18 protein-coding genes and 1 riboswitch are annotated in these 17,761 nt (G+C 45.7%); of the genes, 17 read left to right on the forward strand and 1 reads right to left on the reverse strand.

Features of this window, described 5'->3' with window-relative positions; genetic code table 11:
- Positions 1-233 precede the first annotated feature (233 nt).
- Both GPK81_RS01165 and GPK81_RS01170 read left to right on the forward strand, forming a co-directional pair.
- Complete coding sequence (locus GPK81_RS01165) at positions 234-1,718, forward strand: C40 family peptidase (protein WP_178745982.1); 1,485 nt, start codon at positions 234-236, stop codon at positions 1,716-1,718.
- Positions 1,719-1,881: 163 nt separating this feature from the next.
- Positions 1,882-2,084: riboswitch (cobalamin riboswitch) on the forward strand.
- Between the two features lie 266 nt (positions 2,085-2,350).
- Positions 2,351-2,656, forward strand: a complete 306-nt coding sequence (locus GPK81_RS01170; RefSeq protein ID WP_021977490.1) for a cysteine-rich small domain-containing protein — start codon at positions 2,351-2,353, stop codon at positions 2,654-2,656.
- Positions 2,657-2,805: 149 nt separating this feature from the next.
- Here the strand turns inward: GPK81_RS01170 and GPK81_RS01175 are convergent, their stop codons facing one another.
- A complete protein-coding gene (locus GPK81_RS01175) occupies positions 2,806-3,519 on the reverse strand; it encodes a phosphatase (protein ID WP_174088124.1) in 714 nt (237 codons plus the stop codon).
- Between the two features lie 354 nt (positions 3,520-3,873).
- On the opposite strand from GPK81_RS01175, the gene GPK81_RS01180 reads away from it, so the two are divergent.
- The 15 genes from GPK81_RS01180 (at position 3,874) to GPK81_RS01250 (ending at position 17,522) form a co-directional block, all read left to right on the forward strand.
- Positions 3,874-6,399, forward strand: a complete 2,526-nt coding sequence (locus GPK81_RS01180) for a glycyl radical protein (RefSeq protein WP_021977488.1) — start codon at positions 3,874-3,876, stop codon at positions 6,397-6,399.
- A 40-nt stretch (positions 6,400-6,439) separates the two neighbouring features.
- Positions 6,440-7,231 (forward strand): glycyl-radical enzyme activating protein, encoded by a 792-nt coding sequence (locus GPK81_RS01185; RefSeq protein WP_118070743.1) that lies wholly within the window; start codon positions 6,440-6,442, stop codon positions 7,229-7,231.
- A 186-nt stretch (positions 7,232-7,417) separates the two neighbouring features.
- A complete protein-coding gene (locus GPK81_RS01190; RefSeq protein WP_021977486.1) occupies positions 7,418-8,305 on the forward strand; it encodes a class II aldolase/adducin family protein in 888 nt (295 codons plus the stop codon).
- 32 nt (positions 8,306-8,337) lie between these two features.
- Positions 8,338-9,726 (forward strand): aldehyde dehydrogenase family protein, encoded by a 1,389-nt coding sequence (locus GPK81_RS01195; protein WP_118070747.1) that lies wholly within the window; start codon positions 8,338-8,340, stop codon positions 9,724-9,726.
- Between the two features lie 18 nt (positions 9,727-9,744).
- Positions 9,745-10,977, forward strand: a complete 1,233-nt coding sequence (locus GPK81_RS01200; RefSeq protein WP_178004782.1) for a zinc-binding dehydrogenase — start codon at positions 9,745-9,747, stop codon at positions 10,975-10,977.
- Between the two features lie 24 nt (positions 10,978-11,001).
- Positions 11,002-11,316: a BMC domain-containing protein gene (locus GPK81_RS01205; protein ID WP_015525953.1), complete on the forward strand. Its 315-nt coding sequence runs from the start codon at positions 11,002-11,004 to the stop codon at positions 11,314-11,316.
- 85 nt (positions 11,317-11,401) lie between these two features.
- Complete coding sequence (gene pduA / locus GPK81_RS01210) at positions 11,402-11,677, forward strand: propanediol utilization microcompartment protein PduA (RefSeq protein WP_015525952.1); 276 nt, start codon at positions 11,402-11,404, stop codon at positions 11,675-11,677.
- Positions 11,678-11,720: 43 nt separating this feature from the next.
- Positions 11,721-12,062 (forward strand): BMC domain-containing protein, encoded by a 342-nt coding sequence (locus GPK81_RS01215; protein ID WP_021977483.1) that lies wholly within the window; start codon positions 11,721-11,723, stop codon positions 12,060-12,062.
- A 72-nt stretch (positions 12,063-12,134) separates the two neighbouring features.
- On the forward strand, positions 12,135-12,413 hold the full coding sequence (locus GPK81_RS01220) for a BMC domain-containing protein (RefSeq protein WP_005427721.1): 279 nt from the start codon (positions 12,135-12,137) through the stop codon (positions 12,411-12,413).
- Between the two features lie 138 nt (positions 12,414-12,551).
- The gene (locus tag GPK81_RS01225; RefSeq protein WP_370816971.1) at positions 12,552-13,163 is read left to right on the forward strand and encodes a phosphate propanoyltransferase; all 612 of its coding nucleotides are present in this window, start codon (positions 12,552-12,554) and stop codon (positions 13,161-13,163) included.
- 69 nt (positions 13,164-13,232) lie between these two features.
- Positions 13,233-13,499: a EutN/CcmL family microcompartment protein gene (locus GPK81_RS01230; protein WP_015525950.1), complete on the forward strand. Its 267-nt coding sequence runs from the start codon at positions 13,233-13,235 to the stop codon at positions 13,497-13,499.
- Positions 13,500-13,503: 4 nt separating this feature from the next.
- Positions 13,504-14,832, forward strand: coding sequence for a 4Fe-4S dicluster domain-containing protein (locus tag GPK81_RS01235; RefSeq protein ID WP_021977480.1), 1,329 nt, complete (start codon positions 13,504-13,506; stop codon positions 14,830-14,832).
- 16 nt (positions 14,833-14,848) lie between these two features.
- Complete coding sequence (locus GPK81_RS01240; protein WP_015525948.1) at positions 14,849-15,397, forward strand: BMC domain-containing protein; 549 nt, start codon at positions 14,849-14,851, stop codon at positions 15,395-15,397.
- 72 nt (positions 15,398-15,469) lie between these two features.
- Positions 15,470-16,234, forward strand: a complete 765-nt coding sequence (locus tag GPK81_RS01245; RefSeq protein ID WP_215706384.1) for a DeoR/GlpR family DNA-binding transcription regulator — start codon at positions 15,470-15,472, stop codon at positions 16,232-16,234.
- 136 nt (positions 16,235-16,370) lie between these two features.
- A complete protein-coding gene (locus GPK81_RS01250) occupies positions 16,371-17,522 on the forward strand; it encodes a 1-propanol dehydrogenase PduQ (protein ID WP_021977478.1) in 1,152 nt (383 codons plus the stop codon).
- The last annotated feature ends 239 nt before the right edge of the window (positions 17,523-17,761 follow it).

Here is a 17,761-nt window from a genome sequence, read left to right on the forward strand (position 1 = left end):
TTTAATGTCAAAATAATTAATAAATGTTACAAAGTTTTAAACTAATTGATAGAAAAACCTTGCAATCCAAATAACACTGTGTTAATATATAAAAAGATTGGAACAAGATATTGCAGAAATATTACATGAACTGCTGAGAATGAAATAACAGCAGAGACAAGTAAACAAACGACAGACACAGAGAACTGTCGGATAAATCAGAATTCAGAATCAGATTGCGAGGGTGAACAGTCATGAAGAAAAGAATATTATGTCTGACACTGGCGCTCATCATCAGCGGAGCACAGGTAGTCAGCGTAAGCGCAACAAGAGAAGATGAGGCAGCACTTCAGCAGGAAATGGATGCAACCAATGAACAGCTGAATGCGACTTATTCCAGATTGGATGATCTTTCCGCACAGAAATCACAGATTGAAGGCGAAATTTCCACTCTTGATGCCAATCTTGTAAACGTGATGGTTTCAATCCAGACACTGGAGGGAGACATCTCTAATAAAGAAGCTGATATTGCTTCTACCCAGACGAACCTTGAGAAGGCTAAGAATGCCAAGACCAAGCAGTATGAGGCAATGAAGAAGCGTATTCAGTATCTCTATGAGAAAGGTGGAGATGATGCATGGTTCCAGATGATGCTTAATGCAGAGAACCTGTCAGATCTTCTCACGAAAGCTGAGTACACACAGAAGACATATGAACAGGACAGAAAGAGCCTTGAGAAGTATTCCAATACCATTCAGCAGGTTGCCAACCTGGAAGCTCAGTATACACAGGAGAAGGCAGAACTTGAGGGAATGAAGCAGGAGTACGAGGCTGAGTCACAGAATCTGCAGGTACAGCTGGATGAGAAGCGTGCCACATCTGCGGATTATGATAATGAGATCGCTTATGCACAGCAGCAGGCTACAGACTATGCGAACCTTCTTGCAGAGCAGACAGCAGAGCTTCAGCGTCTGGAGGCAGAGCGTATCGCGGCAGAAGAGGAAGCGAGACGTCAGGCAGAAGCAGAAGCAGCTGCAAGAGCACAGGCAGAGGCAGAAGCACAGGCCCGTGCAGAAGCAGAAGCACAGGCGCAGCAGGATGAAGAAGCTGACAGCGAAGAAGATGTGCAGTATGATGAGAACGGTGATGAGATCGTAAATACAGACGAGGACGCTGCTGAAGATGATACTGAGTATGTGGATGAAGATACAGACACAGCAGATGGAGAGAACGATGATACTCAGTATGATGAAGACGGTAATGCCATAACAGGCGATGAAACAGAAGATACCAACACAGACGATGCAGAAGCCAATACAGACGAGGATTATGATAACAGCGGAGATACTTCCGAAGATACTTCTTCTGACAGTGGAAGCTCTTCTTCCTACAGTGGCTCAGGTTCTTCTGTTGTAGATTATGCGACACAGTTTGTTGGAAATCCATACGTATGGGGCGGAACAAGCCTTACCAATGGTGCAGACTGCTCCGGTTTTGTACAGAGTGTATATGCCAACTTTGGCGTAAGCCTTCCGAGAACTTCCTATGAGCAGCAGAATGCAGGTACTGAGGTATCTTATGCAGATGCCCAGCCAGGAGATCTGATCTGCTATGGTGGACATGTGGCTATTTACATGGGCAATGGACAGATCGTACATGCATCCAATTCTCAGGATGGTATTAAGATCAGTAACGATGCGACATACAGAACGATTGTTTCTGTAAGACGTCTTGTATAATCACGAACCATATAAAATTTATTAAGATGAAGATATTGAACAGCCTGGCGGCATATTCCGCCAGGCTGTTTCTTATAAGGAAACAGTGAATTTATATCAAAAAAATCTGAAACAGTATTGACATATAATTAACAGGGTGTTATTATAATGTCAGTATAATTCCATATTGAACATAGCAAGTGCTGAGGGCATCTGACAGTCATGGATTATCAGAAGCCAGCAGAAAAGGGAATCAGGTGAGAAACCTGAGCGATCCGGTCACTGTAACGGAGGAGCGAATCTCAGAATCCATTGTACCTATGTATGAGAAGGAGAGACGAGCCATGATCCCGGAGCCAGGAAACCTGCTTGTTATGGCGAGGTTAAACTTCCGTGTAAAGTGTAACAACCATTTCAGGGACTCCGCACCCCTGGGACGTTGTCTACTTTTTTACGAGAGTAGGCATTTTTTTATGGAATGCGCCTGTTCATATGAATTATACATGATTAAATGGCAGGCGATACTACTCCGGATACATTCGTTCCCTCCGCGCACTCATGAACGGATTATATTTCTACCCCGGGGTGGGATCGCTACCTCTTTTTTTACGGAAAAATTAAGAGAGTGCATGATCCGGGAGGAGATAAGAACCATGGAGAAACCATATTGGGAGGGAAAAGAATATTCCTATTTCAGCCACAAAAAATGCGAGTATTTTCCATGCCATAAAGGAGCAGATCCGGAAAATTTTAACTGCCTGTTCTGTTATTGTCCGCTGTATGCACTGGGAGATAAATGCGGTGGTAATTTCCATTTTACGGAAAGCGGAATCAAGGACTGCACTGCGTGTAAACTTCCTCACAGAAGAGAGAATTATGGATATATCACAGGAAAATATCAGGAACTTGCGGATATGATAAGAAAGCAGAGAGAGAATTCTCAGGCAGATGAGAAATGATAATAAAGAAAATATAATATAACCCGAAATAATAAGCTAGCTCGGACACATGGTAAAATGTGTCCGAGCTGGCTTTTTTGGTTGTGAGTCAAACATGAATGTGTATTCGGATACATTTTATGTATATTCGATCTTACTGTTTTACCAGATCATCTGGTCTGCAGAAATACCTTCAATCTTGGAAGCTGATTGTTCAGAATCAGCTGTTCCGGGAACATGGCCTGATGAACAAATTCAGCAGCACAGGTAAAATCACCGATGTGTTCCGGACCGTGACTGTCACTGGAGAGCAGCAGCGGCAGATGATATTTGCGGCAGCAGCGGAGAATCTCATAACAGTTTTCTCTGGTATCACCACGGTAGCCATATGGAGCCAGGGAAGCTTCGTTAATTTCAAAGATTGTTCCGGTTTCTCTGGCAGTTCGGGCAAGAACATCATAATTTACCGGATAATGGGTGTTGTCGCTGTGACCGAGGATTTTGACACAGGGATTCTTCATGACATTGACAAAAGCTTCTGTGTTCTCGTCTCTGGTACCGGGACGGTAGTTCCAGGTATGCATGCTTGCAATGGCATAATCAAGTTTGCATAATAATTCCTGATCCAGATCTACAGTTCCCTTCCGGTCCAGAATATTCAGTTCGATTCCGTAGAGCAGATCTACTCCGAAATGTTTTTTCGGAGAATAGGTAAGGCTGCGGAAATAGGAGGAAGTTCCGGCTGCCAGAGTGCCGGGACCGTGATCAGTGATCCCGAGAAGCCGGAGACCTTTCTCGGCAGCTGCGCGTGCCATGTTTGTGATGGTACATTCCGTGCCGTGACCACTGGCGATGGAGTGGGTATGCATATCAGAAAGATACATAAAAATACACCTCTTTTACTGTTTGAGAACATGTGACAGAGCGGAATACGAATGTCCGCTTTGCATAAATTTTTTCTGAAAAACAAAGGAATTCCTATATAAATCTAAGTATGGCAGAGCAGAAAAACAAAGTCAATAGAGAAAAACATAAAAATACAAAAAACAAATAAAATCAACAGGGAACAACCGATAAAAACCACAAAAACAGCTAGAAACACATGTTGGATTTCGTTGACATCGAAGTAGGGGTAAGGTATAATAAAACTACATGAGCACATAGCCGGACAGGAGCGGTTCTGGAAGCGTAGAGGCAGACAGATCACCAGAAACAACCGGTTATGAGAAAGGAGAATCATGGAGAAATTTCATATAGCAGATATCCCGAAAACAGACAGGATCACACATCTTGTGGATAATCTTTATGCCAAGATGCCGGTGATCGAATCTGCCAGAGCGAAACTGGTCACAGAGTCCTACAAGGAAACTGAAGACGAGCCGATCATCACACGCAGAGCGAAGGCTTTTGCCCATATCCTGCATAACATTCCGATCATCATCCGTGATGAGGAACTGATCGTCGGAAGCAGCACCCTGGCACCAAGAGGATGTCAGACATTCCCGGAGTATTCTTTCCAGTGGCTGGAGGATGAACTGGATACGGTGGCTACCAGAACTGCTGATCCATTTTATATTTCGGAGGAGACCAAGGCGGATCTTCGGGAGGTACATAAATACTGGAAGGGTAAGACTACCAGCGAGCTTGCGACTTCCTATATGGCTCCGGAAGCGATCCTTGCCATTGACCACAACATTTTTACACCGGGAAATTATTTCTACAATGGTGTAGGACATGTAACGGTTAAATATGAGGAAGTTCTGGCAATTGGTTATGAGGGTATCATTGCCAAAGCACAGAAAGAACTGGATGAAAGTAATGTGGGAGATGGTGATTATGCGAAGAAGTCACGTTTCCTGGAAGCAGTGATCTTAAGCTGCCAGGCTGTTATTGATTATGCGCATCGTTATGCAGAGCTTGCAGAGCAGATGGCATATCAGTGTCAGGATCCGACCAGAAAACAGGAGCTTCTCCAGATTGCGTCCAACTGTACACGTGTGCCGGAGAAAGGTGCCCGTAATTTCTATGAAGCCTGCCAGTCTTTCTGGTTCGTACAGCAGCTGATCCAGATGGAGAGCAGCGGACATTCCATTTCACCGGGACGTTTTGACCAGTACATGTATCCGTATTACAAGAGTGATATGGAGGCAGGTAATCTTACCAGAGAGTTTGCTCAGGAACTGATGGACTGTATCTGGGTAAAATTAAACGATCTGAACAAATGCCGTGATGCTGCATCAGCAGAAGGTTTTGCAGGCTACAGCCTTTTCCAGAACCTGATCGCAGGCGGCCAGAATAAAGACGGTGAGGATGTGACCAACGATCTTTCCTTTATGTGTATTCAGGCATCCATGCATGTGCATCTTCCGGCACCGTCTCTTTCTGTAAGAGTATGGAACGGATCTCCACATGAATTCCTGATCAAAGCTGCAGAGCTTACAAGAACAGGAATCGGACTTCCGGCTTATTATAATGATGAGGTTATCATTCCGGCGCTGCAGAACAGAGGACTTTCTCTTGCAGATGCCAGGGAATATAACATCATTGGATGCGTAGAACCGCAGAAAGCCGGTAAGACAGACGGCTGGCATGATGCGGCATTCTTCAATATGTGCCGCCCGCTGGAGATGGTTTTCTCCAATGGTATGGATAAAGGAGTCCAGATCGGTGTCAGGACAGGCGATGTCACAGAGATGAAGACCTTTGATGAGTTTTATGACGCATATAAGAAACAGATGGAATATTTTATTTCCCTGCTTGTAAATGCAGACAATGCCATTGACGTGGCACATGCTGAGAGGTGTCCGCTTCCATTCCTTTCCTGTATGGTGGATGACTGCATGAAACGTGGTAAATCCGTTCAGGAGGGAGGCGCTGTTTATAACTTTACCGGCCCTCAGGGATTTGGTATTGCAAACATGGCAGATTCTCTGTATGCGATCCGTAAACTTGTTTATGAAGAAAAGAAAGTTACCATGGAAGAGATGAAGGAAGCTCTGGCATGGAACTATGGCAAGGGTATTGATGCACAGTCTGCAGCAGATATTACTACAATTGTAATGCAGAAGCTTCAGGAAAATGGCATCGGTGTAAATGAGCAGACAGCCAAGGCTGTTATGACAGCAGCGCTTGGAGCAGAACCATCTCCGGAGAAAAAGGCAAGATTTGAAGAAATCCACAAACTGATCGATGAAGTTCCGAAATACGGAAACGATATTCCGGATGTGGATTATTTTGCAAGAGATGTTGCCTATACTTACACAAAACCACTTCAGAAATACAAAAACCCGAGAGGCGGACATTATCAGGCCGGACTTTATCCGGTATCCGCAAATGTTCCCCTTGGCGGACAGACCGGTGCTACACCGGATGGCCGTTATGCACATACACCAGTTGCAGATGGTGTTTCTCCGTCAGCAGGCAAGGATGTGAAGGGCCCGACAGCAGCAGCAACTTCCGTATCCCGTCTGGATCACTTTATCGTATCCAACGGAACACTGTTCAATCAGAAATTCCATCCGTCTGCACTTGCAGGAAGAGAGGGCCTGGAGAAATTTGTAGCACTGATCCGTGGATACTTTGATCAGAAGGGTATGCACATGCAGTTCAATGTTGTCGACAGAGAGACACTTCTGGATGCTCAGAAACATCCGGAGAAATACAAACATCTGGTTGTACGTGTTGCCGGATACAGTGCACTGTTCACTACGCTTTCCAGATCTCTGCAGGATGATATCATCCGAAGAACAGAGCAGGGATTTTAACCGGAGACGCGCAGCAGACGCAAGGAATTAAGAGGTAATTATGGACTATTTGGATACAAAGGGCAGGATCTTTGATATTCAGAAATATTCAGTACACGATGGTCCGGGTATCCGTACCATCGTGTTCCTGAAAGGATGTGTTCTTCGCTGCCGCTGGTGCTGCAATCCGGAATCACAGGAGTACCGGATCCAGAACATGAAAGTTCTGGGTGAGGACAAGGTGATCGGCCGTGATGTGACAGTTCGCGAGATGATCGAGGAAGTGGAGAAAGACCGCGCATATTATTATCGCTCCGGAGGAGGAATTACCCTTTCCGGTGGTGAATGTATGTGTCAGGCGGATTTTTCCAGAGATCTTCTCCGTGCGGCAAAAGAACGTGGTATTAATACCGCAATAGAGAGCATGGCATGTGCTCCCTGGGAAAAGATCGAACAGGTTCTTCCTTACCTGGATGTATATCTGATGGATATCAAACATATGAACCAGGAAAAACATAAGGAGTTTACAGGAAGGGCTAACGGACTGATGCTGGAAAATGCAAGGAAAGTTGCGCTCTACGGAAAAACCAGACTGGTGATCCGTGTTCCGGTTATTCCGACATTCAATGATTCTGTGGAAGAGATCCAGGCGATCGCCAGATTTGCGGCATCCCTTCCGGGCGTAAACAAAATTCATCTTCTTCCCTACCACAGACTGGGACAGGATAAATATGAAGGACTTGGACGCCCTTATTTAATGGAAGGAATTCTTCCGCCGACAGCAGAACATATGCAGATGTTAAAGAACGCGGTGCATGCGGTATGCGGTCTGGACTGTCAGATTGGCGGCTGAGAAACACGGGATTAAAGAGAAAAGATCCTCTGCAAACATGCAACATAAAAAACAATAAAAACAACATAATAAACAACAAGAAACCAACACAAAACAACGGATTGCCCTTGACTTATTTTGTGGTATGGAGTAAAATGTTTTCAGAAACAAAATAGTGCAATCCAATGCTCAAGGAGGAAATTAAGCATGGTAAACGAGTTTGAAATCAAAAAACAGCTTTGCGACATCGGTAAAAGAATCTACAACCGTAACATGGTTGCAGCTAACGACGGAAACTTCTCCGTTAAAGTAGCAGAGAATGAGTATCTTTGCACACCAACAGGTGTATCCAAAGGTTTCATGACACCAGAGTTCATCTGTAAAGTAGATGGCAAGGGTAATGTAATCCAGGCTAACCCGGGATTCAAACCATCATCTGAGATCAAGATGCATATGAGAGTATATGAGAAGAGACCGGATGTAGGATCTGTTGTACATGCTCATCCAATTTATGCTACATCTTTCGCAATCGCAGGTATTCCACTTACACAGCCGATCATGCCAGAGGCAGTTATCGCTCTTGGATGTGTTCCGATCGCTGAGTACGGTACACCTTCCACAATGGAGATCCCGGATAACCTTGAGAAATACCTTCCATATTTCGATGCAGTACTTCTTGAGAACCACGGAGCACTTACATGGAGCACAGACCTTAACGCTGCATACATGAAGATGGAGTCTGTAGAGTTCTACGCACAGCTTCTGTATCAGAGCAAACTTCTTGGCGGCCCGAAGGAATTCGACAAAGAGAACATCGAGAAACTCTATGCGATCCGTCGTAAATTCGGTATGCCTGGAAAACATCCGGCAAACCTCTGCCTGAACAAAGATGGAAAGAACTGCCACAACTGCGGCGGCGCATGCCACAGCGAGGACTACAAACAGTTCCCGGGATATCAGTATGATTTCGTTGGAAAAGACTGCGGAACAAGCGCTGCTGATCCTCAGGGTGAGGCTCCGGCTGCTGCAAACAACGATGCAGAACTCGTTGCTCAGATCACAAAACAGGTTATGGCTCAGCTTGGCCTGAAATAATTTTTTGACGGAATATTAAGGAGGACAATCTCATGCCAATAAGTGAGAATATGGTACAGGAAATTGTACAGGAAGTTATGGCAAAGATGCAGATTGCAGATGCTCCGGCCGGAAAACATGGCGTTTTCAAGGATATGAATGATGCTATCGAGGCAGCCAAAAAGGCTCAGCAGGTAGTTAAGACAATGTCTATGGACCAGAGAGAGAAGATCATCACCTGCATCCGCAAGAAGATCAAAGAGAATGCGGAAGTACTGGCACGTATGGGTGTTGAGGAAACTGGTATGGGTAATGTAGGAGATAAGATCCTCAAACATCACCTGGTAGCAGATAAGACTCCTGGTACCGAAGACATCACAACAACTGCATGGTCCGGAGACAGAGGACTGACTCTGATCGAGATGGGACCGTTTGGCGTGATCGGTGCGATCACACCATGTACAAACCCGAGTGAAACAGTTCTCTGTAACACAATGGGCATGCTGGCAGGTGGAAATACAGTCGTATTCAACCCGCATCCGGCAGCAGTTAAAACTTCTATTTACGCAATCAATCTTTTAAATGAGGCTTCCCTGGAATCAGGCGGCCCGGATAATATCGCTGTCACAGTTGAGAAACCAACTCTTGAGACCAGCAATATTATGATGAAACATAAAGATATCCATCTGATCGCAGCAACAGGCGGCCCTGGTGTTGTAACAGCAGTTCTTTCCTCCGGTAAGAGAGGAATCGGTGCAGGAGCAGGTAACCCGCCGGCACTGGTTGATGATACTGCTGATATCCGTAAGGCAGCAAGGGATATCGTAAACGGGTGTACATTCGATAATAACCTTCCATGTATCGCAGAGAAGGAAGTTGTTGCAGTATCTTCCGTAGTTGATGAGTTAATGCACTACATGCTTACAGAGAATGACTGCTACCTTGCATCCAAGGAAGAGCAGGACAAACTTGTTGAGACTGTACTTGCAGGCGGCAAGCTGAACCGTAAATGTGTAGGACGTGATGCGAAGACCCTTCTTTCCATGATCGGAGTTCAGGCACCGGCCAATACCCGCTGCATCATCTTCGAGGGACCGAAGGAACATCCGCTTATCACAACAGAGCTTATGATGCCAATCCTCGGAATCGTAAGAGCAAAGGATTTCGACGATGCTGTAGAGCAGGCTGTATGGCTTGAGCATGGCAACCGTCATTCCGCACATATTCATTCCAAGAATATCGATAACATTACAAAATATGCGAAAGCAATCGATACCGCGATCCTTGTAAAGAACGGCCCGTCCTATTCCGCACTTGGATTTGGTGGAGAAGGCTTCTGTACATTCACTATCGCAAGCCGTACCGGTGAGGGACTTACAAGCGCAAGCACATTCACCAAGAGAAGACGCTGCGTAATGACAGACAGTCTTTGCATTCGTTGATCAGGAGGAACAGAAACAATGGATATGAACAATGTAAATATCGAAGAAATCGTTAAACAGGTTCTCTCCGGCATGACAGGAAACGCTCCGGCTGCAACACCAGCAGCAAGCGCTCCGGCTGCTCCGGCAGGAAACACAATCCCTAAAAAAGCAAGAGTAGCAATGATGACAGAGAAGAAACATTTCGAGCTTCAGGAGTATGATCTTCCGGAAGTTGGAGATGACGACATCCTTGTAAAAGTTGAGGGATGCGGTGTCTGCGGAACAGATGCTCATGAGTACAAAAATGACCCGTTCGGTCTTATCCCGGTAGTTCTCGGACATGAGGGAACCGGCGAGATCGTAAAAATGGGTAAAAATGTTAAAGTTGATACAGCTGGTAAACCGGTTAAAGTCGGTGACAAGATCGTTACCTGCATGATCTTCAAGGATGATCCTGAAATCACAATGTTCGACCTCAACAAGAAGAACGTAGGCGGCGCTGACGTATACGGACTTCTTCCAGATGACGATGTAAAATTCAACGGATGGTTCGCTGATTACATCTTCATCAGAGGCGGAAAATTCGGTTCCACATTCTTCAATGTAAGCGACCTGGATCTTGATTCCCGTATCCTCATCGAGCCATGTGCAGTACTTGTACATGCAGTAGAGAGAGCAAAAACAACAGGAATCCTGAAATTCAACAGCAGAGTTGTTGTTCAGGGCTGCGGACCGATCGGTCTGATCTGCATCGCTGTTCTCCATACAATGGGCGTTCACAATATCTGTGCAGTAGACGGAAATGAGAAACGTCTTGAGTTTGCCAAGAGAATGGGCGCAAACACAACTGTAAACTTTATGAATTTCAAAGGCATTGAGGCACTTACTGAGGCTGTTAAAGAGGCTCAGGGCGGACATCTTGCAGATTTCGCTTTCCAGTGTACTGGAAATCCTCATGCACATTCCAACATTTATAAATTCATCCGCAACGGCGGCGGTCTTTGCGAGCTTGGTTTCTTCATCAACGGTGGAGACGCAACCATTAACCCGCACTTCGACCTCTGCTCCAAAGAGATCAACCTTGTTGGTTCCTGGGTATACAACCTGAGAGACTATGCAACAACATTTGATTTCCTTAAGAGAGCAAAAGCAATCGGACTTCCGATGTCTGAGCTGATCACACACAAGTTCCCGCTTGAGGAGATCAACGAGGCACTTGAGACAAACCTGGCAATGACAGGTCTTAAGATCGCGATTGTTAACAAATAACCTTAACGGGAAAGGAGAAGCAACATGGCAGAAGCTGTAGGAATTCTGGAGGTCTTCGGACTTGCGACAGCCTTTGTGGCAGCTGACGCCGGGTGCAAGGCTGCAAATGTCCACCTGGAGGTATTCGATAAGAATAAACCGGCGAATGCGGACAGCCTGCCAGTACCGCTTCTTGTCTGCATCAAGTACCGCGGAAGCGTGTCAGATGTCACGGCAGCGGTAGAAGCCGGCATGAAAGTCGCAGAGAGCATGACAGGTGTGGTACAGCATTACATAATCCCCAACCCGGAACCAGGTACACAGAAAATGCTGAAGATCAGCGCCCTGGATAAAGATTAAGCGGATTCCGAAGTTTACTTTACAAAAGTGGCGGAATCATATATGATAAAATTGTAACGAAGATAAGATTCAGGAGGATAGAATCATGGCACAGGAAGCATTAGGAATGGTTGAGACAAGAGGCCTCACAGCTGCAATCGAGGCAGCAGATGCAATGACAAAAGCAGCTGAGGTTGCGCTTGTAGGAACAGAGAAGATCGGTTCCGGTCTTGTAACTGTTATGGTTCGTGGAGACGTAGGCGCTGTAAAAGCAGCAGTAGAGAGCGGAAGCGCAGCAGCATCCAGACTTGGAGAGCTCGTAGCTACACACGTGATCCCGAGACCTCATACAGATGTAGAAAAAATTCTTCCGAAGCTCTAATTCAGGCTTTGAGAGGAACAGAAATTAATTAAGGAGTTCGCTCATGGGAAAATCATATGGATTTATAGAAATCACAGGTGTGGTTGCGGCGATCAATGCCCTGGACATCATGTGCAAAACGGCAGACGTTGAGCTGGCGTCATGGGAGCGTAAGCTGGGCGGACGACTGGTGACCCTGATCGTACAAGGCGATGTATCAGCAGTTACAGCAGCTGTCAATGCGGCAGTAGAGCAGGCAATCAAGAAACCTGCCAGTTATGCGGTAATTGCCAATCCTCACGAGGAAATCGTCAAACTGGTTGAGCTGAGTGCAAGCCGGTGGAAAAAGAAACAGCAAGAGAATCCGGAAACAGCACTGGAAAGCAAAAACAGCAGCGAAAAATAAACTGCTGCACCAAAAAAGTCAGAAGTAAACAGAACAAATAAAGCATTAGCAATCCATAAGGAGGATATAATCATGACACAGGAAGCATTAGGAATGGTTGAGACAAGAGGACTTACAGCAGCTATCGAGGCAGCTGACCAGATGTGCAAGGCAGCTAACGTTGCACTTGTAGGAACAGAGAAGATCGGTTCCGGTCTTGTAACTGTTATGGTTCGTGGAGATGTAGGAGCAGTTAAATCTGCAGTAGAGAGCGGAAGCGCAGCAGCATCCAGACTTGGAGAGCTTGTAGCTACACACGTAATCCCGAGACCTCATACAGATGTTGAGAAAATCCTTCCGGTTCTTAAATAATTTCAACTGATTCTTACTGATACGCACCGGCCGAAGGGCCATTAAGGCTTCTGGCCGGTGCTTTTCAGTTTTCAGTTATGAGACCGAAAGAAAGCAGGTGTACTCTTGGAAACGAATAATATTGAAATGATCACAAAAATGGTGATCGATGCGATCAACAAAAACGAAGACAAGGGCAATGGTTTTGTTGTACCTATCGGAGTTTCCGCAAGACATATTCACCTGACACAGGAGCATGTGGAGGCACTGTTCGGAGAAGGCTATCAGCTTACCAAGAAAAAAGATCTGATGGGCGGACAGTTTGCATCCAATGAAACAGTTACCATCGTAGGACTGAAGCTCCGTGCGATCGAGAATGTAAGAATCCTCGGACCTGTCCGCAGCAAATCTCAGGTTGAGGTTTCCGCAACAGATGCGATCAAGCTGGGAATGAAGGTTCCGGTACGTATGTCCGGTGACCTTGCCGGAAGCGCGCCGATCGCCATTGTCGGACCGAAAGGTGCTATTTATCTGAAAGAGGGATGTATTGTGGCCATGCGTCACATTCATATGGCTCCGAAGGATGCCCAGGCTGCGGGTGTACATGATGGTGATATTGTTTCTGTTAAAGCGGACAATGAGCGCGGAACAATCTTTAATCAGGTTAAGATCCGTGTAGATGACAGCTTTACACTGGAAATGCATATTGATACAGATGAAGCAAATGCAGCAAGAATTGCCACAGGCAATACAGTTACCATAATCAAATAATATTCCTCCTTTGGGGATGCCACTTTCTGGCATCCCTAACAGAGGATATGGAGAAAAACGGAGGCTCATATGATCGTAGGCAAAGTAGTTGGAAGCATTGTTTCCACACGAAAAAGTGAAAAACTGATAGGAAATAAATTCATGATTGTAGAGCCGGTGCATCATATGAAAGCCGAGCACAGCCAGATTGTTGCCATCGATATCATCGGTGCGGGAATCGGCGAGTATGTATTGGTGGCACAAGGAAGCGCAGCAAGAATAGGCTGCGGCGTAGAAACAGCACCGGTAGATGCCGCAATCGTCGGAATCGTAGATGACGGTGCAGGATTGGAGTAACGCCATGGATATCAAAGAATTACAGAAAATTATGCAGGAGAATGGTGTTGTCGGAGCAGGTGGTGCAGGTTTCCCTACATACATGAAACTGACAGATAAAGCGGATACCATTCTTATGAACTGTGCAGAGTGCGAACCATTACTGAAACTTCACAGACAGTTGTTGGAAAAGCACGCATATGAGATCATGAAAACATTCGATATGGTTGCGGAGACGGTAGGAGCTTCCCAGGCCATCATCGGAATCAAAAAATCTTATGTACAGACAATCAATGCCTTAAATCAGCATATCGAAGAATTCCCAAGGGTTAAGATCCATCTTCTGGATGAGGTTTATCCGATGGGTGATGAGGTTGTTCTTATTTATGAGGCAACCGGACGCGTGGTACGGCCAGGAGGACTGCCTATTGAGCAGGGAGTAGCCGTATTCAATGTAGAGACACTTTACAATGTATATCGCGCGGTAGAAGAACACAAACCGGTCACAAGCAAATATGTTTCCGTTGTTGCAGAGGTTGAGAACCCTGTTACAGTGAAAGTTCCGTTAGGATGTACACTGGAAGAGGTTGTTGCCCAGGCAGGCGGAACAACTGTGAAAGATCCAGTATATTTCGTAGGCGGCCCGATGATGGGACGTATCGGAAATGGTTCTGATCCGGTTACCAAAACAACGAACGCAATCCTGGTTCTTCCAAAGGACCATGTTATTGTCATGAAGAAGCAGCGGACTTCTTCCATAGATTTAAAGAGAGCAGCATCCATCTGCTGCCACTGCCACACATGTACAGATCTTTGCCCGAGACATAATCTGGGACATCCGATCGATCCGGCAATGTTCATGATGGCAGCATCAAACCAGGATTTCAGAAATGTAAATCCTTATATCAATTCTGCATTCTGCAGCTCCTGTGGTGTCTGCGAGATGTATGCGTGTCCGCAGAGCCTGGCTCCGAGAACACTGCTTGCAGATATGAAAGGCGGACTTCGTAAAGCCGGAATCAGACCACCTCAGGGTGTTCAGCCGAAACCGGTACAGGAGTCAAGAGAATACCGCAAGGTTCCTGAGGAGCGCCTGATGGCACGTCTGGGACTTACCAGATATGACAAGGATGCACCGCTTCAGGAAGAGCTTGTAAATGTATCCAAGGTAAAAGTTCTCTTAAGCCAGCATATTGGTGCACCGGCACAGGCAATCGTAAATGTAGGCGATATGGTAACAGAAGGTCAGATGATCGCACAGCCTGCACAGGGATTAAGTGTCGGAATCCATGCAACGATCAGCGGAAAAGTTACAGAAGTAACAGACCGCCATGTTGTAATTGCAAGAAATTAGAAAGGACGTGCACAAAATGAGTAGAGCAATCGGAATGATTGAGTTTAAAACCACACCAGCTGGTATCACTGCAGCAGATGCCATGGTTAAGACATCTGAAGTAGAGATCGTGGAGGCGCAGACAGTATGTCCGGGAAAATATATTGCAATTATCACCGGAGATTTAAGCGCAGTGAAAGCTGCTGTAGACACAGCAGTAACAACATACGAGGATAAATGCATTGACAGTTTTGTACTGGGCAATCCGCATGAGTCCATTTTCCCGGCAATCTACGGAACCACACAGGTTGAGGAGATCAGTGCGCTGGGAATCCTGGAGACCTACGATGCAGCATCTATCATCGAGGCAGCAGATCAGGCTGCAAAGACAGCAATCGTTGATCTGATCGAGCTTCGTATCGCAAAAGGTATGTGCGGTAAATCCTACATGCTTCTTACAGGTGAGGTTTCTGCAGTAGAGGCTTCCATTGAGAGAGCAAAAGAGCTGGTAGCTGAAAAAGGAATGTACATGGATTCCTCAGTAATCGCTCATCCGGACAAGAGAATGATCGATACGATCCTTTAATATTGTCTTTATATCTGAGGGATATCCTTTTGAAGGATATCCCTGCAATGACATCTGAAAAGGAGGCATCTTATGCTAGCGTTAGAGAGAAGAAATCTGATTCTCGAGAAATTACAGGAAGAGAAAAGGGTTGTTGTAAGTGAACTAAGCCAGCTTTACAATGTCTCAGAAGAAACTATCCGCCGTGATCTGGACAAGCTGGAAAAAGAAGGACTTGCCACAAAGAGTTATGGCGGTGCGGTGATCAATGAAGATGTCGGTATTGATTTACCATTTAATATTCGTAAAAACCAGAATGTACAGGGAAAGCAGAAAATGGCGGAGATTGCTGCTTCCATGGTGAATGACGGAGATCATATTTTTCTGGATGCCAGCACAACGGCAGTTTTTGTGGCCAAGGCACTGAAAGAAAAAGAACGTCTCACCGTTGTCACCAATTCCATGGAGATCCTTCTGGAGCTCTCTGATGTATCCGGATGGAATATTATTTCCACCGGCGGAGTGATGAAGGAGGGGTATCTTGCCTTTCTTGGTGCCAGAACCGAAGAAGTGATCCGTTCTTACTATGTGGACAAGGTTATTTTTTCCTGTAAGGCATTAAACGAGGATATGGGGATCATGGAATCCAAAGAAGCCTTTGGAACAACAAAAAAGGCCATGATCAATTCCGGAAAGATGCGTATTCTGGTGGTAGACAGCACGAAATTTGATCAGACTGCTTTTTCCGTGGCAGGACAGCTGCGGGATGTTGAGATGGTTATCACAGACAAAAAACCATCTGAAAAGTGGCTGGATCATTTTAACAGGCATAAGATCGAATGCATCTACCCGAAATAGATTGAACATATATCGTGAAACGATCGTGTTCATGAGCATGCAGTGTATGCGGAATGCGGAGATCCGCTTTACTTTATCCGAACACAGGCAGAAAAAAGAGAACTGTGTTTCGGTATGACGAGAGGGAGCAGTTTCTATGAATACATTTGAAATGAAAACAGCCATCCATTTTGGAGCTGATGCCCTGGGAAGACTGAAAGATATTCCATACAAAAGAGTCCTTGTTGTCACAGATCCGTTTGTTGTAAAAAGCGGAATGATCGATATGATCACAAAACCGCTTCAGGCAGGTGGAAAAGAATTTGATATTTTCTGTGATGTTGTTCCGGATGCTCCGGTTGGAAAAATTGCCGAAGGAGTCAAAAAATTCCTTCAGTATCAGCCGGAAGCGATCGTTGCAGTAGGCGGTGGCTCTGCCATCGACTCCTCCAAGGCAATCCGTGAGTTTGCCCTGAAGATCAACAATTACGGAAAGGTTGGACTGGTTGCCATTCCTACAACAAGTGGTACAGGTTCCGAGGTTACTTCTTTTGCAGTTGTAAATGATACAGAGGCACATGTGAAATATCCGCTGATCTCAGACAGCCTGACAGCTGATGAGGCGATCCTGGATGCTGAACTTGTACGCAGTGTTCCACCTGCGATCACAGCAGATACAGGTATGGATGTTCTGACTCATGCCATTGAGTCTTATGTCAGCATCAATCACAATGAGTTTACTTCTGCACTTGCAGAGAAATCCATTGAGATCTGTGGTGTATATCTTTACCGTGCATATGTTGATGGTAATGATATGCATGCAAGACAGAAAATGCATGTAGCATCCTGTCTGGCAGGACTTTCCTTCAATGCAGCAGGTCTTGGAATTACTCACAGTATGGCTCATCAGCTGGGTGCTATTTTCCATATTCCTCACGGAAGAGCTAATGCGATGCTGTTGCCGCATATTGTTGAATATAATGCAAATATCAACAAACGCAGCAGAAGTCAGAAAGAATATCTTCCGGCAGTAAAGAGATATTCCAATATTGCACATCTTCTTGGACTGAGCAATTATAACGAAGTTATGAGTGTCAGATCTCTTGTAAACTGGATTCAGTTTATGCAGAAAGAGATGAATATCCCGCTTACCATCGAAGAGATGAAGACGATCACACCGGATGCTTATTTTGCAGCGGTTGATAAGATGGCGGATATGGCACTTGCGGATGCTTGCACAGCGGCAAATCCGCGTGTACCGAAGAAAGAGGATATTATTAAGATTTATACTAAACTTTGGTCTTTTTGATAAAAGATGAAAACCGCAAAGGGGCCGCAAAGCCGCGGCCCCTCTGCACACCCCTCGGGCTTTTTTTAGAGTGCTTGACTGTGGCGGGCGGAAGGGTATTGACTTGTGCCTGTATGCTGCGATTGTTCCGGGTTGAACGTTGTGCCGATGGGGCGCCGTGGGCGCTTTGGATGTGTGACGTTGTTGGCAGGGGCTGGCGCGTTTGTGAACGCCGCGCTTGGTTTGCCGGGATGGTTGTG

The sequence above is a fragment of the Blautia sp. MCC283 genome (assembly GCF_018785565.1).
Lineage (GTDB): Bacteria > Bacillota > Clostridia > Lachnospirales > Lachnospiraceae > Blautia_A.